Here is a 24,907-nt window from a genome sequence, read left to right as displayed (position 1 = left end):
AACTGTTATCATTATAGTCTGAAAAGATTAAACTTAAATATAAATATAGTATTAGTTTTTGTTATAGTTTAGTTGAGTAAATTAAAAAATAAAATGATGTGAAGCTTATTCTAGTATAATCACGTTCTTAAAAATAAACAAAGGAATTGTTTGCCGTTATCACGTCTAAATAAAGAACAATATAATGCAGCAAGCTCTGAAGATCATCAAAACTTAATCATAGCATCTGCAGGGACAGGAAAAACATCTACTATTGTCGGAAGAATCGCACACCTTTTAAACTCGGGTGTAAAACCAAACGAGATATTGCTTTTGACGTTTACAAACAAAGCTGCTGCAGAAATGGTCTCACGTGTAGCCGAATATTTTGGTAAAGATGTCGCAGGCAAAATTGATGCGGGAACATTCCATGCAGTTAGCTACAGATGGCTTAAAAAGTTTGATAAAAAAGTAGTTCTAAAACAGCAACGTGAATTAAAAACCCTATTTAGGAGTGTTTTTGAAAAACGTACATTTATGAATATAGATGCAGAGGTTCAGCCATATGGCGGAAACTACTTGTATGATCTTTACTCTTTTTACCAAAATACGGAACTGACTCAGGATTTTGAGAATTGGATAATCGATAATTATCCAGAACATGAACTTTTTGCTTTGATTTATGCAGACGTGGTCGATGAGTTTGAAAAACTAAAGCAGGAGTACGGTTTTGTAAACTTTAATGACTTACTTTTAAATTTTAGAGATATGTGTAAAACTAAAGAACTGGGATATAAAGAGGTGCTTGTAGATGAGTATCAGGATACTAATGCACTTCAAGGTACTATTATCGATGCTATGAATCCGCCTTCACTTTTTTGTGTCGGTGATTATGACCAGAGTATCTACGCTTTTAACGGTGCGGACATTACGATAATCGGCTCGTTTAATAAAAAGTTTCCAGATGCAAAGGTGCATACACTTACTAAAAACTATCGTTCTTCTCCGCTTATTTTATCCCTTGCATCCAAGGTAATTGAGCATAATGAACGCATCTATCCAAAACAGCTTGAAGTTACTCGTAAGGGAGAGTTTGAAAATCCAAAACTTTTGGCATATGATGAACTTTTTGACCAGTACCATGCAATAGCTACAAAGATACGTGATAGTATGACTCCCCATGAAGATATAGCGGTAATATTTAGAAATAATTCAACGGCAGACGGTATAGAAGTAGGGCTTCGTGAACTTGGAATAGCGTGTAAAAGAAAAGGCGGTACAAGCTTTTTTGATGCACGAGAAGTTAAAGCCGTACTCGATTTATATACTCTTTTGATAAACGAGTCGGATATGATGGCATTTATCCATGTTTTTGAATTTGCTCGGGGCATCGGAAGCGCTATGGCAAAAGAGATGTATCTAGCTTTAAAAAATGTCGGGGCAGGGAGTATTTTTCACGGTCTTTATGCACCTGATGAATCTATGAGCAATCCGTTTGAGAAAAGAAAACTTAACCATCAACTGGGACTTTTTGATGACTTTTTGGAACTTGGTGCGGTAGGGAAATTTGCAAAGCTTGGATTTGAAGCAAAATTTATGAAAAATCCAGTGCTTAAGCATCCAAAACTTACAAAGGATTCCGCTACTTTTTTACATAACTTTTATGTTTTGTTTCGTGCTCTTAAAGGAATCAAACAACCTAAAACGATTGTAAAAAAAATATATGAGAGTGAACTTTTTAGGTATATATCCGATGTATTAAGTACAAAAAGAGCTACTTTAAAAGACTCAACCGTAGATGAAAAACAAAAGAGTGAATCACTTACAAAAATAAAACGTAAGATGCTTTTACTAGAAGAGTTATCTCACCCATATGATAATCATGAAAGATTTTTAAATGCTATGATTTTAGGCTCATCGGACTTAACTCAAGGCGAAGGTGTAAACCTTTTAAGTGTGCATGCATCTAAAGGGCTGGAATATAAAGAAGTTTATGTGATTGATTTGATGGACGGACGTTTTCCAAATCGTAAACTTATGCAACGTGGCGGAAGTCTGGATGAAGAACGCAGACTTTTTTACGTAGCGGTCACACGTGCAAAAGACATACTTTATCTCTCATATGCAAAGTATGACAAAATAAAAAAGACTAACTTTGTAGCGAGTCAGTTCTTATATGAAGCAGGTTTAGTAGCTAAAGATGAGAACTATAGAGCCTTGGTACAAAAGGAGCTTGATAAGCTGGATGAAGATGGTGCTTAGTAGTAAATGAATAGAATTTACTATATCATTTATTATTCAAGATAACAAACTCTATTTCTTCCGTTGTCTTTGGCTCTGTATAGTTGTTGATCTGCCATAGCCAGATAGTCGTCTAAAAAGCTTGGTTTATAGTGTATTCGAGGAGTTATTTCCACAAACCCTATACTTACACTATTTTGTACTTTTTTACCCTCATACTCAAAAGGAGTTTTGTAATACTCTTCGCAAATATCTTTAAATACTTTGTTGGCTATATTTTTATCTACTGCAGGAAGAATCATTACAAATTCTTCTCCTCCAAATCGTATAATAATATCTGAATTACGAGTCTTTTTATTTACTACATTTACAAAGTGTGTAAGAATTTTGTCTCCACATAAATGTCCATGATTATCGTTAAGTTTTTTGAAGTGGTCTAAATCACACATAGCTATAACAAAAGGATTACTTGTAGCAACTGCAAGTTCATATTGGTTTTTAAAAATATTTTTAAGACTTTGACGGTTAAGTGCACCTGTTAGGTGGTCTTTCAAAACTTTATGGTTCATTAATATGTTATCTATAAGTGCAAGTTCAGTCCCAATACTAAGAGAAAGCATTTCACACTTTTCAAGATAGGTAATAATACTATGGTGCTCATTCAAGGGAATATTATTTTTAATTTTTTTTGCAAAGAGATGTAAATTATCATGTAAATTATGAATTACAGTTTGTTTAGAATTGTTTTGAATTATAGCTTTTGCATCATTTTGAAGCCATTTTCCAAAATCGCACTTTTTGGGATCTACTTCAGGAAAGTTATCTTCATCTTCTTTGTAAATAGAATCTGCTAATGATGACAACCACAATAAGTGGGATTCATAGTGGTTAAGCATGTTTCTATCCATCAGGTCAGACAAAGAAGCAATACGTATATTGTTAACAGATTTTAATTTATGAACATATTCATTCAAATATATTGTTGCTACTTTATCATCTATAGTGTTAAAAAGGTTAAAAAAATCAATAATTTTACTACTTAGAACTGATTCATTAATATGTTTAATAAGTAAAGACTGTAAAGAATTAATTTCATTAATAATGATAATGTACGGTACTTCTTGATGAATTTGATACCTTGTAAGTTTTTCAAAAAGTTCAATCATATCTTTTTGATTAAAATCTTTTTGGATAATATTTATGATCTGTTTATAGCAATCCATTTGCATAGGTTCTTTTTCTTCAGTAATATTTGACAATATATATGATGTATATTTTTCAATAAACTGGTCAAATAGGGTTTCATCTTCTTGAAAAAGACCTCTAAAATCATAATCCATTACTTTACCTTTAGTTATAATCAATATTATAATATTTAATAAATAGAATACTATCTAAGCATAACTTAAATCTATTTAAAAAGAAAGTTGCCATTTATATAGTACTTTTCATTTTAGTTATTCCCCATAGTGTGACCACATTCTTAATATTCTAACAATCTTGGCATCTTCTTTTATCTCATAAACAAGTCTATGTTGTATATTTATCCTTCTTGAGTATGTTCCATTTAAATTACCTACCAGTTTTTCATATGGTGGAGGGTTTTGAAGAGGGTCTTTTTCTAAGATTTCTATTAACTCTTTAGCTTTTTTATCTAGCTTGGCAGCGGAGAGCTTTTTTGCATCTTTTTGAACATATTTACTGTAAAGTATTTTATACTCTACCATTCAATGCTTTCACTAAATTCACTATCATCTTCTTGCATAGATTCTTGAACAGAAGATACAAAGTTAGGAATTGAACTTAAGTGTAATGTTTCCTCTATAGCATTCCAGTCCTCTTGGGATATCATTACGACATTATTTCTTTTTCCTGTTATAAGTACAGGCTCATGTGTTTGTGCTGTTTCATCCATAACATTATATATGTCTGATCTTACTTGGCTTACCGACATAACTCTAGTCATACACAATCCCTTTAGGTTAATTTTATATATTGTACTATATTACGTACGTTTTTGTCAAGAAGTAACTTATGATATAATATTTTCAAACTTAGCATTTAACAGAGCTTGTAAATCTTTCGCATCCAGTTCAACTTCAAGACCTCTTTTTCCTGCACTTACAAAGATTGTCTCAAATATTTGAGCACTTTTATCTATAAAAGTCTTTAACCTTTTCTTTTGCCCAAGAGGGCTTACCCCTCCTATGATATAGCCTGTTATTTTTTCTACGTCCTTAGTATCAGCCATGGCAACTTTTTTCATACCTGCGGCTTTAGCAAGGGATTTCATACTGAGTTTTGAAGACACGGGAATGATGCCGACTATAAATTCCCCTTTATCACTTTGAACAACAAGTGTTTTAAATACTCTTTGCTCATCAACACCTAGTTTTTGGGATGCTTCAACTCCGTATGAATTATATGAACTATCATGTTCAAATTGATGAATTTTGTAGTTTGTTTTAGTTTTTTTAAGTAGTTTGATAGATGGCGTCACAATATTTTCCTTACTAAAAAGAGAACTGATATTTTAGATAAAAAGTTTTATCCTCTTGGTGCATAAATCCAAAGGTAAAAAGATTATAATCATTTAAAGTATAGTTAAAAATAGCCGAGCTAAATGCCTCTTCATCACCCTCAAAACTATCTATATACATTAGCGAGCCGTCTAAAAATATGTTAAACGTGTATGAAATACTGCCACCTGCATAAAATTTAGAAAGTGTCATATTTGGAAGTATTTCGGAGTTTAGGTTTGAAAGCATCTCTAAATTGTTAAACTCTTTAGAGCTATAAAGTGTCTCAAAGGTAATGTTTATTCCATTTACAAAACCGTAATCAGCCCCTAGTATAGCTTGAGAGAACTGTACTTTTTTATCTAAGAGTTTTGATTCTATATATGCACCTTCACTTCTGATTTCCACACCTGTATCTCCAAGATTACCTTCAAGTTCATAACCTAACATTTTGGTTTTGTCACTATATATAAAACTCAAAGCCGCGTCACCGTAATCTAAAAAACTCTTATATCTTGCGGCATATTTTAAAGTTTCGTCTTCTTTTATAGATGCTACAACGTTAATATCGGACGTGTCATCAATATGTCGCACATAAGAGAGAGCCATAACGCCAAAAGTCTCATCCACCTCTATGGCATATATATTTTTAGGATTAAAAAGGTTCGTGGGCGTCCAAAATCTTCCGACTCCCATAGTGATATTTTGCAAACCGATGCTTAGCAGATTTTTATTGTCTTCATATCCCGCATAAGCTCTGTATAGTTTTGCATACATCTCTCCTTGAGCGTAATCTTTGTAACTTGTTTGTACAGAAAGAGGGGTGTCTGCTTTTTGATTTGATAAAAGGTAGAATTCATAAGAGTTTGTATAACTATCCGAATAGTAGTTTACCCCATCAGCTATAACTTTTGCAAAATATCTGTCTTGAATATAATCAAAATTTAGTCTTAGACGATTGTAGTTGTAGCTATACTTATCATCTATTTGAATATTTGAGTTTTCAACTTTGTAGTTTATCTCTGCATATAAGATAGAGTTTATTAAAAAAAATATTGTAAATAAAAGTTTCATATCAGTTATACATTATTTGGTTTCGTCCGTTTTGCTTAGCTTTGTAGAGTCTTGTATCGGCTAAATCAAAAAGTTTTATTTGGCTGTTAGGCATACTTGGAATCATGCTTCCTAAACCTATACTTACCGTTAGATACTCAGATATCCCAGAACTTGAATGCGGTATCTGTTTTGAGAGTACGTCTAGGAGTATCCTTTGTGCTATATTTAAGGCTTTTAACTCATCTGTATTGTGTAGTATGACTACAAACTCTTCTCCACCGTACCTTGAAGCCATATCTATATCTGAGCGGATATTCTTTTGAAGAATGTTTGCAACTTCTAAAATACACTTATCGCCCATACTGTGTCCGTAGGTATCGTTGTATAGTTTAAAGAAGTCTATATCTATAACCAGCAATGATATCGGTTTTTTATTTTCAAAATGCCATTGCCATTCTTTTAAGAGGTACTTGTTCATAGAACGTCTGTTGTCTATTTGTGAGAGTTCATCCGTATCGGCTAAATATGTAAGTTTTGTATTTGCAGATTTTAAATCTTTCACCAGATTTTCATTCGTAAATCGAAGTTCAAGCGAATTTACTAAAAAATTATGGTACTTTATAGCAGTTACATACATCAGTATGGCGTATAAGCTTATTAAAAAAGCCAGTTGATATGAGAGTTCGTTTTCTTGATTTAGTATCATATACATAAGCATCGCAGTAAGGGGAATGTAAAAAGCAAGGTATGATACAAATACGGTTGCATTGGAATTAAAAGCTCCGGCAATGATACCGACGTATATAATAAATAAAGCAACTTGGTGGGTAGCCTGCCAGGAACTCTCAAAAAATAAAGCAAGCAGACTCCAAATAACTCCGGATATAAATGTTGAGATAATATAAGTGTTCTTCCATTTTTTTATATCAAACTCGTTTACTGAAAGCTTACGAAATTTTTTTACATCCCGAAGCCTTATTATATAAACTATTACAATAGTAATAAACCATGCTATTAGCTTAGTATGTTCAACTACATCCCAGTAGATAAACAAAACTACTAATGAAGATATAAGCCCTAAAATCTGAATAATATAACCTTGGGAATAAAGAAGTCTTACTTGCTCCCTTTGGACTTTTTCGTTTGTTTTAAGAGGTGTGAGTTTGAGCATAGTTTATAATATCTTCCCGTCTTTTAAATGGATAACTCTTTTTGCTAATTCTACTACATAATCATCATGTGATGCAAATAAAATCGTCACTCCCTCTTTTTCGTTTAACTGACGCATCATATTCATAAGTGATTCTGAGTTTTTATGATCAAGGTTTGCCGTGGGCTCATCTGCCAAGATAATTTTAGGTTTTGTAGCTACTGCACGTGCTACCGCTACACGTTGTTGCTGACCACCGCTAAGAAGAGAGGGAAGGGTGTCTAGTTTGTTTTTTATCTCTAGCATCTCTGCTAATTCATTAACTCTGTTATCGATATCTAAATTAGAAAAACCTTGAAGGCGCATTATAAAAGCTATGTTTTCTTTTACGCTGAGTACGGGAATAAGGTTGTATGCCTGAAATACAAATCCCATCTCGTTTAGACGTATCTGTGTTTTTTGTGCATCTGAGAGGTGGGCTATCTCTTTATCATTTAGATAAATCTCCCCTTCGCTTATATTATCAAGCAGTCCTATGGCATTTAAAAGGGTGGTCTTGCCACATCCGCTTGAACCGGTAAGAACCGAAAATTCTCCTTTTTGAATCTCTAAGTTTATATTTTTCAGGGCATGAACCTCGCGTTCTTCACCCTTGTAAAAGTATTTTTCTACATTTTTTAATTTTATCATAGACTATTCCTTATAACATCCGTAGGAGTTAGATTTTTTATTTTTCTCAGCGGTAAAAATACACTTAAAACAGAGGCTACTACGATTGCAATAAATGTTGAACTAAAGTAGGAAAATTTTATCTCTGCATACAATATACTGCTCATTCCAAACGATGCAAAACCGTCTGAGAACTCACTCATATCAAGCCCATATGTACCTAAATAGGATAGAAAAACAATGCTTAAGATAGTTCCGAATATAAAGCCGATTAGTCCAAGCACCAATGCTTCAAGGATAACTTGGTTTCTTATATATTTGTAACCGTATCCAACGGCGAGCATTATCCCAAACTCTCTGATTCTGTCCAATATAGATACATACATAACTCCCAAAATACCTATAAAAACAACACCCATTACAATCCCGAAAGTGATAGAGTTAAATATTAACATACTATCTTGCATCTGTTTTAAAAGCGGATTGTACTGCCAAAAACTAAGCACGTCCAAATCCGGATACCTTTTGTTTAATATATTTACAAGCTCGGTATTATCGCTTCTGATTGCAATCTGCGTAGCACTAGATTTATCTACGCCTATATGATTATATACAGAAGAAAATGGTGCTAAAATAGCTTTGTTGTCTATATTTATATTTGTAGTTTGAATTATCGCTTTTATGCGAAAGAGTTTTGAGACTATGTTGTTTTTTGAATCTCTGGAGGTAAAAACAACTTTTGAATTTAGACGTAGTTTTAGGTTCTTTGCCAGCTCTTTTCCTATAACACAACCGTTTTTGCCAAGCTTTAAGTCTCCCTCTTTAATAAACTTGCCAAACTCGCCAAACCTCTCTTCTTCATCAAAATCTACAGCTATCAAATCAGACGGATACGAAGCTTTTGCACTGCCTGCAAGACCGCTTACCTTTAGTCTTATGGCTACATTTTTTACACCTTGAATCTTTTCTATATCTTGTTTTATACTTGTCGCATTTTTGATTGAGTATTTTATATCTTGTTTGAGTCTGTAATTTTTGGCAAATATTGTGACCTCACCGCTGTCGCTTCTTAGAGACTTGTCTATCATACTCGAAGTCATTCCGTCATACAAGCCTTCGATGCTAAGCATCACACTCATGCTAAAAGCTATCATTATTATTAAAAGAGTTGCACGTATTTTTCTTAAAAAAGCATTTTTCAGTGCCAATAAAAATACAATTTTATACATGACGCATAGCCTCTATAGGGTTAAAACCCCTTATATAATATATCGGGTATATCACGCTTAGTATATTCAAAAAAAGTATAAGCAAAACATTCCATGTAATTGTAAATATACTAAAATTTGTAGGAATTTCATCAGAGATTATCCCGTAATCTTTATATAATTCACTCATTCCTTCTATTATTATCGGATTTATCTCAAAATAATAAGCCAAATATCCGCCGCTTAACGTGGCAACTACTAAAGCAGAGATGCTAAGAATAAGCATCTCATAGAGTAAAAGCTTGTCAATGTCCGAGTTTTTTAAACCTATACTTTTTAATACGCCGAACTCTTTGATGCGTGAACTTGCATTTATAAATCCGTATATCAAAATCACGAAAAATATGACCAAAAAGAAAAGCCCCATCGATATATAACCGAAGATGCTATCAACCTTCATCGCTTCAACCATAGCCTTCATTAGTTCCTGCCAAGTATATACTTTGTAATTTGCATCTAAATGTGGTCTTATCTTTTGTGCTATCTCATCGTTATTTTGTAAGTTTTTTACATTCATAACTATATATGATGAGGTATTTTCAGAAAAAAATACAGAGTCAAAATACTCCCTGTTTAAAAAGGCTGATGAACTGTCAAACTCATACATACCGGTTTTAAAAGTACCGCATACTCTAAAAATATCTGCCGCAAATGAGTAGTCTATTGCACTTCCTACAAAGCTTACATCATCACCTACATTTACCTCTAAGCGTTTAGCCAAATCGCTACCCATATAAAGACAGTTTACTTTTGAATCATAAACACCGCTTTTAAGTGCATTTTTAAGCTCGCTTATAACACTCTCTTTTTTAAAATCAACCCCCGTTAACATCATGGCAGATGAATCGTTTTTGCTGGATGCTATCCCAAAGGTCTCTATTCTTGAACTATAGTGTTTTATATCATCTATTTTGTCAAGTATGTCAAATATCTTTTTATTATCGTATATTAAATAATCATATCCGCCCTCGTCACGGTAATCTTTTTGATAGATTTGGATTGAGCCCGTATATACTTTAAGTGAGTTATGTAGCATCGAGATATGTGAGCCGTCCATAAATGCCACATATACTATAAAAAGCGTAGCTGAAAAATATGTAAGTATAAAAGTGGTAATCGAGCGACCTTTATAAAAAAGTATATTTTTTACAGCTAAAAAAAACATAAAAAACCTTATCTGCTAAAGCGTTTTAGAGCACTTTTTCTAAAATACATATCTGAGATTTTACTATCATATTTTACCTCTTCAATTATCATCGTCGTAAGATTGTCTTTTTTATTAACGGGTTTTATCTTCCATATAGTAGGCAGATAATATTTTCCGTACTGTTTCACATCCTCATAAGAAAAAACCCTGATTTTTTCACCGTACTCATCATAAAAAGTATCTTCTGTGCTTACGTAGTATCTTGTATCTACTTTAGAGATTATCTTACCCCATACAACAGGTGCGTTTTCTTTTGCTTTTAGTTCTATTGTAACTATATCGCCTTGTTTTTTTATGATTTTTGCATTATAGTCGTCTATAATGGAACTTTGTTTTACCATATCATCGTTACTTATATCGCTTCCCATCCAGTTTTGTAGCATCATGCTTGGAGGAATTTTTATAGTACGCTCGATTTTAGGGATATAGTTCCACATCTCATTATCCAAACTTAAAAAGGTAATCCCTTTATCACGCGGAGGATATATGATTTTTACGAAACTTTTGTCTTTGCCTTTTGCCCAAGTTTGCATCTTTATAGTGCGTTCATGTCTTAGAGATTTTATATTCATAGAGATTTGCATATAGATGCTCTCTCCACGGAAGTTATTGTCTAGTTTTTTTATTATCTCATCTGCTTCGTTTGCAAAAATAGAGCTGATAAACAAACTAATTAGAATCAGGTAACGCATCTGTACCCCTTAGTTCTCTGGTTTTTAAAAAGTAAGTATGACCTAAGTATATTACAAAAAATACGGTTGTGAAAAATATTACAAAGGGTATCAAGCTTAAAAGGTATAGTAGAAGAGTTTTTATGCGAAGCAGATTCTTATTTTTAAAGGCTATCTCCAAGGCTTCTTTTTTTGTATTTATGCTTGTGCTTATGTCATAGTTTAACATCTTGTGAAAAAAGTAATAAAGCGGAAGATTAAAAGCTATCAAGTTTATAACGGGTATAAAATAAAACGGAATAAGCAGTATAAAAAGCAAAAGCATAACTCCAGCCCACTTAAGAGTAGAAAGTAGGGCGGTTGCAATATTTGAATAGCCTATCATCTCTACATCTTGGTAGTGTCTTGTTTGAAGTTCTTTTAATACATACGGCGTTAAAAAACCGATAACTATTATGGCTATAAATATAGATGCATACAGTGTTAAAAATCCGCCTATTGCATAGATGAGAAATGTCGCTATCCACGCAGTTGCCGCATAACTCATAAAAAACTGCATAATTGCAGTACCTTCAAGATATGCTTCAAAATTATCTGTATGCTCGATGCCGTTTTGCATAGTGGTCTGCTGAGCTTCTATATGCATCTGACTCATACTCTCCGCACCCAAACCTGCCAAAACAAAGAATAAGATATACATTAAAACAATGGTAACTATTATCGGCAGAAGTGAATACTTTAGCATCTTAGGCGTTAAAAAATCTTTTACACTTTTAATAATCAGGTTTTGTTCATTCACTTTTGCTCCATATTCGTTGGTTTAGTTTTAATTCTTCTATTATACCGGTCACCAGATGCAGTGTATCTACATACTCCATGGCTGTTTTATACTCAAAAAGAGAGCGGAATATTGAGGGCTCAAACATATCTTTATCGTAGTAAATCGCCAGATGTATATGGTTTCTGACAAAAGAAATATAGAGTGGATGCCCGAATTTTTTCTCAAATGTACTCAGTTTTTTCATAATAGAGTGTGAGAGTATATACCTTGCTTCTATCTGATCGTCCGAATACACCACAAATTTTTTTTCAAACTCCGTATCATCCATTTTAACAAGTTCATCTCTGCCGATATTTTTAGATTGCAGCCAGTGACCTATCAAATCTCCAAATGTGTTTTGTGCGGTGTCGGGAAGGACTACGGTTTGACCTATAAAGTTTTTGTTAAATTCCGCAACTACGAAAAGTCCTTTAAAAATCGTACTCCAACTGTCTCTTCCTTTTGAATTTCTATGTCTTTTTTCGGCATGAAAGTCTGAAAACCTGATTTTGGTGTTTTTTATTTCGCCCTTTACCAAGTCATTGCCGCTGTGTCTGTCGGGATTTGAAAATAATTTTGAGCGGCTAAAAAGATGTTCTGATATATGCAAGTCTTTATGATAACTCAGATTTTCATCAAGTGCATCTATAAGTGGTGAAATTATTTTTTCTTTAAACTCGCTTGTATAATCTTTTATCAAAAATTTATAGATAATACCTCCGAGTGCAATATATCCGAATGCTCCAAATATCAGTACGTCTTCATCTTGTATCGAGCTGTATAAAGGGATTAGAATTAAAGCAAAAATAAGCGTATATATAATGCCTATTACGATTATTCTGTATCTTAGTTGTTTTCTGTCTTTTTCTAAATCCTCTAAGATAGGATATAAAGACTTGTAGTAAAAATCGGTTAAAAAGCTTTTTGATTTCATACCTGAATATTAGCTGTTAAAAAGTTTTTTGACATCCACGTTTTTACGTTCAGCCTCAACTATTTCAAAGACCTGTTTTCTTTTGTAGTTCATTGCACTTGCCATAAAGTTTGTAGGTATCATCTCTATGGCGTTGTTGTAGTCGGTTACGGCTTGGTTATATGCACGTCTGGATGCAGATATCTGCTCCTCTACTTCATTAAGCGTGCGTTGCAGATGCATTACGTTTTCGTTTGCTTTTAAATCCGGATAATTCTCAACCGCTATCATTAAAGAACCAAGAGCTGAACTTATTTTTGCATCTAGTTCTATCTTTTTCTCATCAGAAATATTTGCTTTGTTTGCATCTGCACGAAGTTTTGTAACTTCCTCTAAAAGGGACTTTTCATGTTCCATATATTTACTAACGGAGGCTACTAAGTTTGGAATTAAATCGTAACGCTTTTTAAGTTGGATATCGACTGAAGCAAATATATTTTCTACTTGATTTTTTTTGTTTACAAGCGAGTTATACATTAAAACAAGAACTAGAATAACAACTATGAGTATTATAAGCGGAGTGGACATAAATATTCCTTTATGCAAGTGACTTTTTATTTAGTATAGTTTATCTAAAAAAAATTAATTGTATATTTGTCATAAAGGAAAAGAAGATAAAGAGTAATGAAGTTAAAAAAACACATTACTCTATTTAATTTATTTAGAAAGAATACCTTCTAATTCAATCGAGATTTTAACATCATCTCCTACTACAAGACCGCCGGTTTCTAAGAGTTTGTTCCATTTCAAACCAAAATCTTGTCTAACAATTTTTGCTTCTAAAGTTAGCCCTGTTCTTGTATTACCCCAAGGATCTTTAATTACATCGTTTGTTTCAAGGTCAAACTTTACAGTTTTTGTAATACCGTGAATAGTTAATTCTCCACTTGCTTCATCGTCTTTAATTTCTGTAAGTTTTAGAGTAAGCTTTGGATACTTTTTAACATCTAAAAAATCATCCGAACGTAAATGATCGTCTCTTTTGAGATTTTCTGTATTAATGGATGCAGCTTCTACTTCGCCTTGAAGTGATTTTAAGGTTTTAGTTTTCTCATCGAAAACAAAACTTCCGTTAAATTTATCAAACTTGCCTTTTACGTTTGATATCATCATATGTTTAACTTTAAATCCAACACTCGAGTGATGAATATCAACATTATAAGTCCCTGCAAACAAGCCGCTTGTAAGTAAAATAGAAATTATCCCTAATTTTAATAAACTCATTTTTTATCCTTTAGAAGATTAATTAGTTATTTGTTAAAAAAATTACTGAGATTTATGTAATTTTCTTAATAATTTGAATAAAGTTTCTGTCTCCTCATCATTTAAAACTTCAAAATAGTTCTCAAAGTTTTTTGCATGACTCGGAAACAACCTGTCCATAACATCTATACCTTTTTGGGTAATAGATATTATAAAAAATCTTTTGTCCTTTGGGTTGGGAATAGAATTTATATAACCGTTTTTTATTAAATTTTTTATAACCACGGTTATATTGCCCGGTGTACCAAGAGTAAGTTTAGTTATCTCACCGATACTTAAATCACCTCTGTGATAAAGCACCTCTAAAACTTCAAATTGATTCATGGTTAAATCAAATGATTTAATATATACAGCTTCTTTAGCCCTTATCTTTTTAAAAGTTTTTAAAAGCTGTATCCATGTTGCCATAGATTTATCGGCAATCAAACCGTAACTTTTTCCTAAATATACCTTCATAATTCTACTCCTCCCCTCAAAAAAAGTATATTACTAATTAGTAATAATGTCAAGAAAAGTTTTAAAAAAGAACACGTTTACTACACAAAGTTGTTATATAATCTGCATAAGCAAATATAAGGAATTTTTATGAATACTGAAAGTTCTTATACCTGTCCGATGCATCCGGAAGTGATTCAAAACAAACCCGGCAGCTGTCCAAAATGCGGAATGGCATTGGAGTTTATGATATCAAAGACAGAAGAAGTAGTTGAGAAAAACTATGAACTGGACTATATGAGCAGACGGTTTTGGATAAGTTTATTTTTTTCTTTTCCCGTTTTTATAGTAGCTATGTTAAACGACTTAACACCTGAATATATACCTAGCGGTTTATCCACACTACAGATTCAGTGGTTTTTGTTTTTATTTTCAAGTCCCGTTGTATTATGGGGAGGATGGCCTTTTTTTGTACGTGGCTACGAGTCTGTAAAAACGTGGAATTTAAATATGTTTACCCTTATAGCTATCGGGGTTGGATCAGCTTATATCTACAGTTTAGTCGCACTGTTTTTTCCAGAATTTTTTCCTCCTCTTATGCAGAGCGAAGATGGATACGTCCATGTCTATTTTGAAGCAGCTGCCGTTATAACCACCTTGGTGCTTTTGGGACAAGTTCTTGAACTAAGAGCAAGAAGTAAAACAAATACGGCTATAAAAATTTTGTTAAATCTTGCTCCTAAAAAAGCCCATAGGGTTAAAGACGGAGTTGAAGAGGAAGTCGATATAAAACATATTAAAGTGGGCGATATATTAAGCATCAAACCTGGTGAGAAAATTCCAGTCGATGGAGTTGTTAGTGATGGAGAAAGTAATGTTGATGAGTCTATGATTACTGGAGAACCTATAGTAATCCCAAAATTAAAAGGTGACACATTAATCGGTGCAACGATAAATAAAAACGGAACACTTAAAATGAGAGCAGAGAAAATAGGAAGTGATACTATGCTTGCCCAGATTGTTCATATGGTATCTCAAGCACAACTCTCCCGTGCACCTATACAAAACTTGGCAGATAAAGTATCATCTTATTTTGTGCCTGCTGTTGTTATATCGGCAGTGTTGTCTTTTATAGTGTGGTATATTTTTGGTCCCCAGCCGCGTTTGGCATATGCCATAGTCTCTGCCGTTGCAGTTCTTATAATTGCGTGTCCGTGTGCCCTTGGTTTGGCTACACCTATCTCAATCATGGTAGCTACGGGAAGAGCTGCACTCTCAGGAATCTTAATAAAAGATGCAAAAAATATAGAGATAATGGAGAAGGTAAATGTACTTGTAGTAGATAAGACAGGGACATTAACAGAAGGAAGACCAAGAGTAACGAGTTTTTTTACAGAAGAGGGCTTTGATAAAACAGAGGTTTTAAAATATGCTGCGAGTTTAGAACTCTCAAGTGAGCACCCTTTGTCTGAAGCAGTTGTAAGTTATGCAAAAGAACAAGACTTAAATATGTTAGATGTAAAAAACTTTAGAGCAGTTACAGGGGAGGGCATCGTAGGTGAGATAGAAGCTAAAAAAATCTCAATAGGAAGTGAGAATTTTTTACAAAGTCTTGGCATCTCGACTGTGAGTGTAATTGAAAAAGCAGACGAGGTACGCAAAAGAGGCGGCGGTGTTGTCTATATTGCTATAGATTCCAAGCTAAGCGGAATCATGGGCTTGGAAGATCCGATAAAAGAGACAACAAAACAAGCACTAAAAGATTTAAAAACAAACGGTATAAAAGTAGTAATGTTAAGCGGAGATAACGAAACTACGGCAAATGCAGTTGCAGACAAACTAGGCATAGATGAGGTATATGCGGATGTTATGCCTGATGCCAAAGCAGAGGTAATAACAAAACTGCAAAAGAGCGGTGATGTCGTAGCTATGGCAGGTGATGGGATAAACGATGCACCATCTCTTGCACAGGCAGATGTAGGTATAGCAATGGGAACAGGTACAGACGTAGCTATTGAGAGTGCCGGAATAACGCTTGTAAAAGGTGATTTGCTTGGAATTGTGAAAGTATTAAAGCTCAGTCGTGCTACTATGAAAAATATACGACAAAATTTGTTTTTTGCTTTTGTGTATAACAGTGCGGGAGTTCCTATCGCGGCTGGAGTCTTATATCCGTTTTTTGGAATCTTGCTCTCACCCGTTATTGCGGCGACTGCTATGAGCTTTAGCTCGGTTTCGGTTATAGTAAACGCCCTGCGTCTAAAAAATATAAAGACATGATTATTTAGTTATATCTTTTGCAGCCGCGTATCCGCTTGCCCAGCCCCAAGCAAAGTTAAATCCGCCGCGTCGTCCTACAACATCTAAGACTTCACCGCTAAAGTAAAGATTCTTTTGTTTTTTTGACTCCATTGTTTTTGGGTTTATCTCATCCGTATTTACTCCACCGCCTGCAACTTCTGCATGACGAAAACCATGTGTAGATGCAACTTCAAACTTCCAGTTTAAACATTGATTGGCTATACGTTTATAGTCTTTCATATTTAAATTTTGAAGTTTTGTTTGTGCATCTATGTTTAAAACATCAAGGATTGTTTTTGCTATTTTTACAGGAAGCAGTGCATGAATAGCGTTTAAAACCGAACTTTGAGGGATTGATTTACTAAGGTTATTTAAGTGGTTTGAGAGTTTTTGCTGTGAATATTTTGGCAAAAGATTTAAGATAATATCCACTGCAGAGTAGTTAAGTATAGCTTCACTAGCTTCACGCGAGATATCGAGTATGGCAAAACCGGAAACACCGTAAGCCGTAAATAAAATATCTCCGGATGCAGATGAGCTTTTTTGATTATTAATCATCAAAGTTACTTCGCCCTCAACCTTTGCACCGCTCATTTTATTATGCGGAGAGTTTGATAGTTCAAGCTGAACGAGTGAGGGATATGTAGGGATTATGCTATGTCCATATACTTTTGCAAACTCTAGTCCGTCTGAACATCCTCCAAGATGCGATGCCGCTTCACTTCCGGTAGCTACTACTACTGCATCGTAACTCTCGGTTATGCTTTTTATATCAGATATCTTAGTATCAGTTATGATATTTACCCCCATATTTAAAGCACTCTCTTTAAATATAGCTACGACTGATTTTGCTTCGTTCGATAAAGGATAAACTTTTCCATCATCCTTAGCATCTAAAATAAGCCCTATAGATGCACAAAATTTCTCAAATTTTTGATAGTTAAATTCATTTAGTGCATCTGCTACAAAAGAGCTGTTTTGTGAGAAATAATCATCTTTTGAAAAATCGGTATTTGTTATATTGCATCTACCGTTTCCAGATACTAATATCTTTTTACCTACTTTTTGGTTTTGTTCATACAAGTCAACATTGCAAGAGTTTCTTGCACACTCTATTGCACATATCAATCCGCTTGCGCCTGCTCCGATTATTGCTACTTTTTTCATAAAGATATTATCTTCGCACCAAAACCGCCTAAATGAGGAGGTGCATCGGTAAAGCTTTTAACTCTTGGATGTGCTTTTAGAAAGTTTTTAACGGCATATGAGAGTTTTCCCGTACCTATACCGTGGTAAACTATGACTTCATCCCAACCGTTAAGAAGAGCATCGGATAAAAACTTATCAAGTGTTTCACAGGCCTCATCTGCACGCATTCCGTGTAAATCACATTTTAATCCCGCTTTTTTCTCAACTTGTACTTTAACGTTTGTTTGAGGTTTTGGTTTGATTATTTTAGTAGGTTTAAGATGTTTTGTCTTAACTCTTACCGTCATTCCGTTTACTTCGACTATAGCTTCTTTGTTGCCTTTTAGGGCTTTAATAGTACCGCTTTGAGAGTGGTATTTGACTTGGTCTCCAACATTAAACACAACATCTCTTTGTATCTCCTCTTTTTTATCGCGAGGTAGATTTTTATTTGCCTTGTTCATTGCACGGTGGATTGCTTTTGTATCACCTGCACGAGCTGCGGATTTCGCTTCGTTTATGGCTGTTTCATAACTACGTTTAAGTGCGGATTTTTGCTCATCAAACTCTTTTAACATATCCTCTTTTAAAGCTTTTAATTCTAATTCTTTTTTATTTAACGATTCAAGTTTCTCATCAACTTTGAGATGTTTTTGTTTTAACTCACGCTCAAGCTGACTTCCACGTTCTATAAGAAGATTTAGTTTTTCGCTATTATCACCATATACGCTTTTAGCTTCTTTAACTATGTGCGGTGCTATTCCGTAACGGCTTGCAGTCTCAAATGCGTAACTCTTACCTATGATGCCGTGCATAAATTCATAGGTCGGTTTGCGTGCATCTTCATCGTAAATCGCAGCCATAAGTTCAACATCATCACGATCTGCCATAAGTGCGGCAAGACGTTTGTGGTGAGTAGTTACTATTATTTTTTGGTTCTTTTTTATAAGCTCGTCCAAAATCACTTTAAAAAGTGCTGCAGCTTCGTCAGAGTCGGTTCCGAGTTCTATCTCATCCACACCTACGAGTGCATCTCTTTGAGTAAATATTTGTGAAAACTCCTGCATACGCCCTGCAAAGGTAGATATGTCGTTTTTAACATTTTGAGGATCGTCTATAATAGATAAAATCTTTTTAAAATTTCCAATTGAGCTTTTATGTTCGTTTAGCTTCATAGGTATCATATACTTTGCCATAAATGCGGCTGATAACAGAGACTTTAAAAGCATAGTTTTACCGCCGGCATTTACACCCGTTATCATAAGAACGTTTTTGGAAAAATCTACATTTACCGGTTTGGCATTATGTAGGGCAGGGTGTATAAAATCTTTTAAAACTATTTTTGAGTCTTTGTTTGACTTTACTATTTGAAGGTTTTGACTCTTTGCAAACAGAACTCTTGCCTGGTAGTTGTCAAACTTTGAGAACTCTTTATCTATAAAGTTTATAAATGGCTGTAACTCTTTTAAAACTGTGGAGAACTCTTGGGAGTATTTGTAGAATATAGCTTCACGTTCTTGGTTGATATAGCGAATTTGTTCTTTTGCTTTTAAGATGCTATCAGGCGATACGTAAAATCCGCCGCTGCTACTTCTACCGACTACGGCTCCTTTTAGAACATGGTTAAACCCTCCGCGAACAAGCAGACAGTCTTCATTATTCACAAAGTGCAGTTGTGTATCTAAAAGATAAGGTGTAATTTTAGCTGATGAGATTAATCTTTTTAGAGATACCGATATATTGTTTTTTTGCTCTTTTATTCTTTGTGAGAGTCCAAAAAGTTCCGAATCAAGGTTTTCTTCAAACTTTCCTTCACTTGTAAAATACTTCTCTATATCTAAAAAACTCTGTGGAAAATCAAACATCTGCATCCATTCGCCGATTATTCCTTCTAGTTCACGATTTTTAAAATAACGGAAATACCTTACTACCTTTACAATCTCAAAAATCTGTTCAAAGTTTAGTACACCGTGTTTTTTTAGATGCTGTTTAATAGTTGAAAAATCCGCTACCTTTGGAGGCGCATTAAATTCTAACTTGTCAAGTGCTTTTATATAACGGTAATGGAGCTCTTGGTCTCCTTCGATATAAAGTTCGGAGTTGCGTGAGAAAAAGCTTTTAAACCAAGCTATATGCTCACTTAGGTCTAGTTGTGAGATTATTTGCATGAAGAAGCACTAATCATTTGTCCATAGTTAGGAGTGTTTTCTCTGCCGATAAATGTAAATGTACCTGTGCTTAAATCATATAAAGATGAGTTTACGTCTATTCCGTTACAGTTTATAGTTTTACCTTGATTAAACTTTGTTACGACAGCCATCATATTATCTCTTTGTGCATCCGAATATGTGTTAAATGCTATTGCACCTAATATTATTGCAAGTACAATACTACTGGTTAAAACTTTTTGTTTATGGTTAAGTTCGGTAAAGTAATGCAGACTTAAAAAGAAAAGTCCAACTACTATTAATCCTAATATATATGCCAAAAAAAATCCTATCTCTATATTTTTATAATTATATCAAAAAAACTATTTTACTTTTTTTGAATAATATATCGCAAAAGGTATCTGAATGATATATGCCATCATAATAGGAATAAGCATTGTAGCACCAAACGAAGAAATTGAAAAAGTCGATATTATAAGTGCTAATGTGATGTAGCGTGTTATGGTAAACCAAAATGCAGAATTTTCATGAGCTTGAGTATTGTCAAAACTAAATTTTGCAATGACAAAGTTTCCTATATAAAAAGCCAAAACTGCTAAAAACGATATATATACAAGTTCAGGTTCAAACTCGTAAACTTCAAATAAAAGTTGCGAATTTTGTAGTGCAAACAGATATGTAATGATTAAAAATATACTTATATTACTTATAATAGGGCGGTATTTGTTTATCAGCTCAACTACCGGTTTTGCAAACCATAAAAGTATCCTGCTTGCTATAAAAGGGACAACGATTAAAAGGATTATAACACCGCGGGCAAAACTGCTTAGTGTTATTTCATCTGAATAATAGACTTTAAAATACTCTTCTGTATATACTCCAAAAAGATGAAGCATCAATAGAGATAAAGATATAAAAACTATATTTATAAAAAGTAAAATAAAACCGATTGAGGTATCTCCACCGGTTTTTTTAATCCAGTGCATTACCATTCCGCCGCCGCTTAAAACCGAGAGTAAAAACACACCCGCAGCTATACCGAAGTTTTTTGTTGCTAAACCTATAGCCAATGCCAATAAAGGCAGTGCAAAAAAGTTTATAAGCAAACCTTTTAAAATCATTTTTTTATGTTCTAAAACCAAGAAAATATCTTTTATTTTAAAATTAAAAAGCGTAGGCATAATCATGGTTATACCGGCAAATAAACATATTTTTGAGCTAAACTGAAGACCGTCGGTATTATAACCGTATGTCAGCCCCAGTGTAGCTGCTAAAAAAACTAAAATTACTTGCATATTATCCCTTGTTCCAAAACTCTTCTATATCGGTTTGTATTTTTTGTATTGCCGATGTCGCATTTTCATAATAAACTTTATCAAACTGAGTATCGTCTATATAGGGTGATTCTTCTAAGTTGTTAAGTATTTTTTTACAATCCATAAGTTCCAAATTTGCATTTATCTGTATAACGTTTCCAAGCGTACCTATAACTACCGCTATGGAGTCTTCATTTTGAAGATATTCAAATGCATTATACATATCCATGTACTTAGGAGCCTGACCTCCAAAAAATACTATATACGGCTTAATATGGGTGTTTTCACATTTAGGACACTTATCATCCATATAAAACTCTTTATATCCTATATCGTAAACTTCACCGCAAGCCATACACTCCATTTTGGTAAGTTCACCGTGTACATGGATAACATTTTTGCATCCGGCACGTTCAAACATATCATCTACATTTTGCGTAACAACTATACAATCGTCTTTATATTTATTTTTTATTTCGGCTACTATTTCGTGTGCCAGATTTGGCTCGACCATGCTTAACTGCGTACGTCTTTGGTTATAAAACTTGTGCACCTGCTCGTAGTTTTTTTCCCAAGTGTATTGGTTACAAATATCTTCTATTTTGTGGTTTTCCCAAAGACCGTCTGCATCTCTGAATGTTTTTATTCCACTCTCGGCACTTATACCCGCACCTGAGAATATAACGATTTTTTTATTTTTCATAGCTAACCCTTTAGTTAGATATTAAATGCTGCCTCTAATCTGGTATGTTATATCACCTGCACCAAAACCGATTATAAGTCCGGTATCGATAGTTTTTAAATCTGCTTTGTCTTTTATAACCGTAATATTATTATTTGCACGTTTGATATTGTCCGCCATTGTCAGGTTGTATTTTGAAAATTCTTTTGCAAAGTCTATATCGCGGGTAGCTTCGCCTGCTGACCATACAGGTAAAATGATAAGCTCATCCGCACCTTCGAAACACTTAGTAAACTCTTCAAGATTATCTATAGTGCGTGAGTATTTATGCGGTTGCCAAATAGCTGTTATTTTGTCAAAACCTTTAAGTTCTGCATACTCTTTTACGGAGTTAAAAGTAGCTTTTATCTCTGTTGGATGATGCCCGTAGTCGTCTATAATTACGCTGTTTAATTCACTTCCTACAATGTCAAAACGTTTTTTGATACCTTTAAATCTTAAAAGATTTTCTCTTATCTCTTCTATATCCATAGATTCATGTGCAGCTAATATTGCAAGAGATGCATCTAAGGCTATGTGTTTACCAAAGCCCCATACTTCAAAAGAGCCAAGGGATTTTAAAGTGAAACGTGTGTGTGGTTCATCATCTTTTAATATATATTCGATATTTGTTATATCTTTGCTCGGATACAACCAAGCTGCATCTATCTCCTGAGTTAGTGAAGAAAGAAAAGGGTCTTCTGCATTTAAAACACGGCAAGGTGCTGATTTTATAAATGTTTTGTATGAATCGTAAAACCTGTCATAGTTGTAGTCGTAATACTCCATATGTTCAGGTTCTGCATTTATTACTATGGCACAGTGAGGATTTGAATTTAAAAAACTTCCGTCACTTTCATCGGCTTCAAACAGCATCACATCGCTGTCTTTGTTGTAACGAACGTTAGAACCGAATGATTTTGCTTCAGCTCCTATGATTGCCGAACCGCACATAATTGAGGTTAAAATAGCTGTAGTCGTACTTTTACCGTGTGCACCTGCAACGGAGTAAACTTTTTTATCAGATAAAATTTGTTTTAGAGCTTCACGGCGGGCTAATACTTCGATGCCTTTTTCTTTAGCAGCTAGTATTTCAGGATTATCGGGGCGAATTATTGCAGAGTGGATAACCAAATCTTGGTCTTTTATGGCATCTTTAGAATGTGGAACCGTTACATCAATTCCAAGTGAACGTAGTTTTTTAGTTATCTTTGTATCACTAATATCTGAACCGCTTACTTCATGTCCTTTGAAACGCATATATTGCGCAAGCCCGGAAATTCCAATACCGCCTATTCCGATAAAGTGTATTTTCATCCGTTGTCCTCTGTTGTTTTGGAGTTATTTAGCAACTTTTGTGCCTCTTTTGTAAATGCACTTATGTAAAAAGTTCCGGCATCTCCCGTGGCATTTACATCAGCTATCAAAGCTATGAAATCATTAAGTGAAATCCCTTCTTTTGCAGCTTGCCAATGTATTTTAAGAGCATCTGAAAATTTAGAATCGTTTGTCAGTCCTGAAAGTACTTCAAATAGTGCGGCTGCATCTTCACTTGAACCTGAACTGTAATGTTCTATTGCATATTCATAAAGTGCACGAACGGTTGCAAAATCTTGAACCTCTTGCATATCCATTCTTACGTGAGCTTCAAGAGTATCTGTTAATCTCTCTAAAGCAAGATCTAAAATATTTTGGTAGTATCCGTGCAGTGTATTTTCATCAAAAAATTCATTTGCATCTTGTTCAAGAACATAAAGGGCTGCAATATCAGCTTCTTTTTGAGCTTCTAAAATTTTTTCTTTTAACTTTTCTGCTTCACTATCCATTTAAACATTCCTTAATTCTATTTAATGCATCTTTTGTTTTATCTTCATTTTCAACTAATGCTATACGGACATAACCAATGCCCGGATTTTCACCTTTTGAATTTTCACGTGCTAGATATTCACCCGGCAGTACTTTAACATTATACTCCTTATAGAGTTTTGTCGTAAACTCTATAGCATCGCCAACTTTGAGCCAAATATAAAATGTAGCTTTTGGAATCTCTATACCCAATATCTCATGTGCAAGTTTGAAGTTGTTTTTGTATATCTCTCTTGAAGTTGCTACATGTTCTTCATCCATCCATGCCTCTGCAGCTGCACTTTGAAGCGGAAGAGGGGATGCACAACCTATATATGTACGATAATTCATATACTCTTCTAAAATTTTTGCATCACCCGCGATAAAACCGCTTCTAAGCCCCGGAGCAGATGAGCGTTTTGAGATAGAATTAATAACTAGAGTATTTTTAAAAGTTGTATTTCCTGCATTGATAGCTGCTTCAAGTAAAGAAGGTGTTTTTTCACCTGTATATATTTCGCTATAACACTCGTCATTTAAAAGTACGAAGTCATATTTTAGTGCCATCTTTACCCATTGCGAAAGTTCATCCAAAGTTAAAACGGAACTTGTAGGATTATTCGGAAAGTTTAAAATTACCAAATCACATTTTGCAAGCATATCCTCATCTATTTGGGCTTTAAAGTTATTTGATTCATTTAGATTTATATGAATTACATTTGCACGAGATGCAATAGCAGCACCTTCATAAATCTGATAAAAAGGGTTCGTAAAAGCCATCGTAGGCTCTTTTTTATCAAAAAGTAAAAACTGCGGAAAATTAAATAATACTTCACGAGTTCCAAAAGTAGGAATAATCTGCTTATCGTTTAACTCCACTCCGAACCTAGTTTTAAAAAAAGTTCTCTGTGCATCTCTTAAAACGGTTTCACCGCTTGTTTTAGGATATTTTTTTAATAAAGAAGAGTTTTTTGATAAAGAGTCTTGAATAAATTTAGGTGTTTCAAATTGAGGTTCACCTATAGTTAAAACACTAGGCTCATAATTTTTATTTGGTATAATGTTTTGTAGTAAGTTATTTAGTTTTTCAAATGGGTATGGTTCAAAGTTCATATTT

General features: G+C 34.0%; 25 protein-coding genes. 2 read left to right on the top strand and 23 right to left on the bottom strand.

Translation table 11 applies throughout. The annotated features are described in order from the left end of the window. Positions 1-150 precede the first annotated feature (150 nt). On the top strand, positions 151-2,241 hold the full coding sequence (locus tag FJR48_RS08005) for an ATP-dependent helicase (RefSeq protein ID WP_152307625.1): 2,091 nt from the start codon (positions 151-153) through the stop codon (positions 2,239-2,241). A 32-nt stretch (positions 2,242-2,273) separates the two neighbouring features. On the opposite strand, the gene FJR48_RS08000 is transcribed toward FJR48_RS08005, so the two are convergent. The 15 genes from FJR48_RS08000 to FJR48_RS07930 form a co-directional block, all read right to left on the bottom strand. Further along, on the bottom strand, positions 2,274-3,560 hold the full coding sequence (locus FJR48_RS08000; protein WP_152307624.1) for a sensor domain-containing diguanylate cyclase: 1,287 nt from the start codon (positions 3,558-3,560) through the stop codon (positions 2,274-2,276). Between the two features lie 117 nt (positions 3,561-3,677). Then, on the bottom strand, positions 3,678-3,947 hold the full coding sequence (locus FJR48_RS07995) for a Txe/YoeB family addiction module toxin (RefSeq protein ID WP_152307623.1): 270 nt from the start codon (positions 3,945-3,947) through the stop codon (positions 3,678-3,680). Continuing rightward, the gene (locus tag FJR48_RS07990) at positions 3,941-4,186 is read right to left on the bottom strand and encodes a type II toxin-antitoxin system Phd/YefM family antitoxin (RefSeq protein WP_152307622.1); all 246 of its coding nucleotides are present in this window, start codon (positions 4,184-4,186) and stop codon (positions 3,941-3,943) included. The genes FJR48_RS07995 and FJR48_RS07990 overlap by 7 nt, the downstream gene beginning before the upstream one ends. Before the next feature lie 66 nt (positions 4,187-4,252). Next, positions 4,253-4,720: a Cys-tRNA(Pro) deacylase gene (gene ybaK / locus FJR48_RS07985; RefSeq protein WP_152307621.1), complete on the bottom strand. Its 468-nt coding sequence runs from the start codon at positions 4,718-4,720 to the stop codon at positions 4,253-4,255. A gap of 13 nt (positions 4,721-4,733) precedes the next feature. Continuing rightward, positions 4,734-5,813 (bottom strand): hypothetical protein, encoded by a 1,080-nt coding sequence (locus FJR48_RS07980; RefSeq protein WP_152307620.1) that lies wholly within the window; start codon positions 5,811-5,813, stop codon positions 4,734-4,736. A gap of 1 nt (position 5,814) precedes the next feature. Further along, positions 5,815-6,966 carry a GGDEF domain-containing protein gene (locus FJR48_RS07975; protein ID WP_152307619.1) on the bottom strand — a complete coding sequence of 384 codons (1,152 nt, stop codon included), beginning with the start codon at positions 6,964-6,966 and terminating at the stop codon, positions 5,815-5,817. A 3-nt stretch (positions 6,967-6,969) separates the two neighbouring features. Further along, positions 6,970-7,635: an ABC transporter ATP-binding protein gene (locus tag FJR48_RS07970; protein WP_152307618.1), complete on the bottom strand. Its 666-nt coding sequence runs from the start codon at positions 7,633-7,635 to the stop codon at positions 6,970-6,972. Next, complete coding sequence (locus tag FJR48_RS07965) at positions 7,632-8,843, bottom strand: ABC transporter permease (protein ID WP_241856037.1); 1,212 nt, start codon at positions 8,841-8,843, stop codon at positions 7,632-7,634. The genes FJR48_RS07970 and FJR48_RS07965 overlap by 4 nt, the downstream gene beginning before the upstream one ends. Next, a complete protein-coding gene (locus FJR48_RS07960; RefSeq protein WP_152307617.1) occupies positions 8,836-10,047 on the bottom strand; it encodes an ABC transporter permease in 1,212 nt (403 codons plus the stop codon). Before FJR48_RS07960 ends, FJR48_RS07965 begins: the two co-directional genes overlap by 8 nt. A gap of 8 nt (positions 10,048-10,055) precedes the next feature. After that, a complete protein-coding gene (locus FJR48_RS07955; RefSeq protein ID WP_152307616.1) occupies positions 10,056-10,781 on the bottom strand; it encodes an outer membrane lipoprotein-sorting protein in 726 nt (241 codons plus the stop codon). Then, positions 10,759-11,559: an EI24 domain-containing protein gene (locus FJR48_RS07950; protein ID WP_152307615.1), complete on the bottom strand. Its 801-nt coding sequence runs from the start codon at positions 11,557-11,559 to the stop codon at positions 10,759-10,761. The genes FJR48_RS07955 and FJR48_RS07950 overlap by 23 nt, the downstream gene beginning before the upstream one ends. Then, the gene (locus tag FJR48_RS07945; RefSeq protein ID WP_152307614.1) at positions 11,552-12,514 is read right to left on the bottom strand and encodes a DUF3137 domain-containing protein; all 963 of its coding nucleotides are present in this window, start codon (positions 12,512-12,514) and stop codon (positions 11,552-11,554) included. Before FJR48_RS07945 ends, FJR48_RS07950 begins: the two co-directional genes overlap by 8 nt. 9 nt (positions 12,515-12,523) lie before the next feature. Beyond that, positions 12,524-13,081, bottom strand: a complete 558-nt coding sequence (locus FJR48_RS07940) for a LemA family protein (RefSeq protein ID WP_152307613.1) — start codon at positions 13,079-13,081, stop codon at positions 12,524-12,526. 129 nt (positions 13,082-13,210) lie between these two features. Next, positions 13,211-13,777: a YceI family protein gene (locus FJR48_RS07935; protein WP_152307612.1), complete on the bottom strand. Its 567-nt coding sequence runs from the start codon at positions 13,775-13,777 to the stop codon at positions 13,211-13,213. A gap of 42 nt (positions 13,778-13,819) precedes the next feature. Beyond that, on the bottom strand, positions 13,820-14,272 hold the full coding sequence (locus tag FJR48_RS07930; protein ID WP_152307611.1) for a MarR family winged helix-turn-helix transcriptional regulator: 453 nt from the start codon (positions 14,270-14,272) through the stop codon (positions 13,820-13,822). Positions 14,273-14,401: 129 nt separating this feature from the next. Here FJR48_RS07930 and FJR48_RS07925 point away from each other — a divergent pair, with 129 nt between their 5' ends. After that, positions 14,402-16,531, top strand: coding sequence for a copper-transporting P-type ATPase (locus tag FJR48_RS07925; protein WP_152307610.1), 2,130 nt, complete (start codon positions 14,402-14,404; stop codon positions 16,529-16,531). Here FJR48_RS07925 and FJR48_RS07920 read toward each other — a convergent pair whose 3' ends face one another. Genes FJR48_RS07920 through FJR48_RS07885 form a run of 8 tightly spaced genes read right to left on the bottom strand, consistent with a single transcriptional unit; the run spans position 16,532 to position 24,903 of the window. Then, positions 16,532-17,719: a BaiN/RdsA family NAD(P)/FAD-dependent oxidoreductase gene (locus FJR48_RS07920; RefSeq protein WP_188108562.1), complete on the bottom strand. Its 1,188-nt coding sequence runs from the start codon at positions 17,717-17,719 to the stop codon at positions 16,532-16,534. Further along, on the bottom strand, positions 17,716-19,908 hold the full coding sequence (locus FJR48_RS07915) for an endonuclease MutS2 (RefSeq protein WP_152307608.1): 2,193 nt from the start codon (positions 19,906-19,908) through the stop codon (positions 17,716-17,718). Before FJR48_RS07915 ends, FJR48_RS07920 begins: the two co-directional genes overlap by 4 nt. Then, a complete protein-coding gene (locus FJR48_RS07910) occupies positions 19,899-20,228 on the bottom strand; it encodes a hypothetical protein (RefSeq protein WP_152307607.1) in 330 nt (109 codons plus the stop codon). The genes FJR48_RS07915 and FJR48_RS07910 overlap by 10 nt, the downstream gene beginning before the upstream one ends. Before the next feature lie 42 nt (positions 20,229-20,270). Beyond that, positions 20,271-21,203, bottom strand: coding sequence for a bile acid:sodium symporter family protein (locus FJR48_RS07905; RefSeq protein WP_152307606.1), 933 nt, complete (start codon positions 21,201-21,203; stop codon positions 20,271-20,273). 1 nt (position 21,204) lies between these two features. Beyond that, a complete protein-coding gene (locus tag FJR48_RS07900; protein ID WP_152307605.1) occupies positions 21,205-21,927 on the bottom strand; it encodes an SIR2 family NAD-dependent protein deacylase in 723 nt (240 codons plus the stop codon). Between the two features lie 21 nt (positions 21,928-21,948). Beyond that, the gene (gene murC / locus FJR48_RS07895; protein WP_152307604.1) at positions 21,949-23,262 is read right to left on the bottom strand and encodes a UDP-N-acetylmuramate--L-alanine ligase; all 1,314 of its coding nucleotides are present in this window, start codon (positions 23,260-23,262) and stop codon (positions 21,949-21,951) included. Then, entirely contained in the window at positions 23,259-23,771 is a 513-nt protein-coding gene (locus FJR48_RS07890) for a hypothetical protein (protein ID WP_152307603.1), read from the bottom strand. Before FJR48_RS07890 ends, murC begins: the two co-directional genes overlap by 4 nt. Then, positions 23,764-24,903 carry a succinyldiaminopimelate transaminase gene (locus FJR48_RS07885; protein WP_152307602.1) on the bottom strand — a complete coding sequence of 380 codons (1,140 nt, stop codon included), beginning with the start codon at positions 24,901-24,903 and terminating at the stop codon, positions 23,764-23,766. Before FJR48_RS07885 ends, FJR48_RS07890 begins: the two co-directional genes overlap by 8 nt. Positions 24,904-24,907: the final 4 nt, after the last annotated feature.

The organism is Sulfurimonas lithotrophica (genome assembly GCF_009258225.1).
GTDB lineage: Bacteria > Campylobacterota > Campylobacteria > Campylobacterales > Sulfurimonadaceae > Sulfurimonas > Sulfurimonas lithotrophica.
Note: the sequence above shows the minus strand (reverse complement) of the source record. Positions and strands in the feature narration are given on the sequence as shown.

Excerpts from the sequence above, each read along its gene's own strand:
- FJR48_RS08000 (WP_152307624.1), bottom strand. The coding sequence starts at position 3,560 with ATGGATTATGATTTTAGAGGTCTTTTTCAAGAAGATGAAACCCTATTT.
- FJR48_RS07995 (WP_152307623.1), bottom strand. The coding sequence starts at position 3,947 with ATGGTAGAGTATAAAATACTTTACAGTAAATATGTTCAAAAAGATGCA.
- FJR48_RS07990 (WP_152307622.1), bottom strand. The coding sequence starts at position 4,186 with ATGACTAGAGTTATGTCGGTAAGCCAAGTAAGATCAGACATATATAAT.
- FJR48_RS07980 (WP_152307620.1), bottom strand. The coding sequence starts at position 5,813 with ATGAAACTTTTATTTACAATATTTTTTTTAATAAACTCTATCTTATAT.
- FJR48_RS07975 (WP_152307619.1), bottom strand. The coding sequence starts at position 6,966 with ATGCTCAAACTCACACCTCTTAAAACAAACGAAAAAGTCCAAAGGGAG.
- FJR48_RS07970 (WP_152307618.1), bottom strand. The coding sequence starts at position 7,635 with ATGATAAAATTAAAAAATGTAGAAAAATACTTTTACAAGGGTGAAGAA.
- FJR48_RS07965 (WP_241856037.1), bottom strand. The coding sequence starts at position 8,843 with ATGTATAAAATTGTATTTTTATTGGCACTGAAAAATGCTTTTTTAAGA.
- FJR48_RS07960 (WP_152307617.1), bottom strand. The coding sequence starts at position 10,047 with ATGTTTTTTTTAGCTGTAAAAAATATACTTTTTTATAAAGGTCGCTCG.
- FJR48_RS07955 (WP_152307616.1), bottom strand. The coding sequence starts at position 10,781 with ATGCGTTACCTGATTCTAATTAGTTTGTTTATCAGCTCTATTTTTGCA.
- FJR48_RS07945 (WP_152307614.1), bottom strand. The coding sequence starts at position 12,514 with ATGAAATCAAAAAGCTTTTTAACCGATTTTTACTACAAGTCTTTATAT.
- FJR48_RS07940 (WP_152307613.1), bottom strand. The coding sequence starts at position 13,081 with ATGTCCACTCCGCTTATAATACTCATAGTTGTTATTCTAGTTCTTGTT.
- FJR48_RS07935 (WP_152307612.1), bottom strand. The coding sequence starts at position 13,777 with ATGAGTTTATTAAAATTAGGGATAATTTCTATTTTACTTACAAGCGGC.
- FJR48_RS07930 (WP_152307611.1), bottom strand. The coding sequence starts at position 14,272 with ATGAAGGTATATTTAGGAAAAAGTTACGGTTTGATTGCCGATAAATCT.
- FJR48_RS07925 (WP_152307610.1), top strand. The coding sequence starts at position 14,402 with ATGAATACTGAAAGTTCTTATACCTGTCCGATGCATCCGGAAGTGATT.
- FJR48_RS07920 (WP_188108562.1), bottom strand. The coding sequence starts at position 17,719 with ATGAAAAAAGTAGCAATAATCGGAGCAGGCGCAAGCGGATTGATATGT.
- FJR48_RS07915 (WP_152307608.1), bottom strand. The coding sequence starts at position 19,908 with ATGCAAATAATCTCACAACTAGACCTAAGTGAGCATATAGCTTGGTTT.
- FJR48_RS07905 (WP_152307606.1), bottom strand. The coding sequence starts at position 21,203 with ATGCAAGTAATTTTAGTTTTTTTAGCAGCTACACTGGGGCTGACATAC.
- FJR48_RS07900 (WP_152307605.1), bottom strand. The coding sequence starts at position 21,927 with ATGAAAAATAAAAAAATCGTTATATTCTCAGGTGCGGGTATAAGTGCC.
- murC (WP_152307604.1), bottom strand. The coding sequence starts at position 23,262 with ATGAAAATACACTTTATCGGAATAGGCGGTATTGGAATTTCCGGGCTT.
- FJR48_RS07890 (WP_152307603.1), bottom strand. The coding sequence starts at position 23,771 with ATGGATAGTGAAGCAGAAAAGTTAAAAGAAAAAATTTTAGAAGCTCAA.
- FJR48_RS07885 (WP_152307602.1), bottom strand. The coding sequence starts at position 24,903 with ATGAACTTTGAACCATACCCATTTGAAAAACTAAATAACTTACTACAA.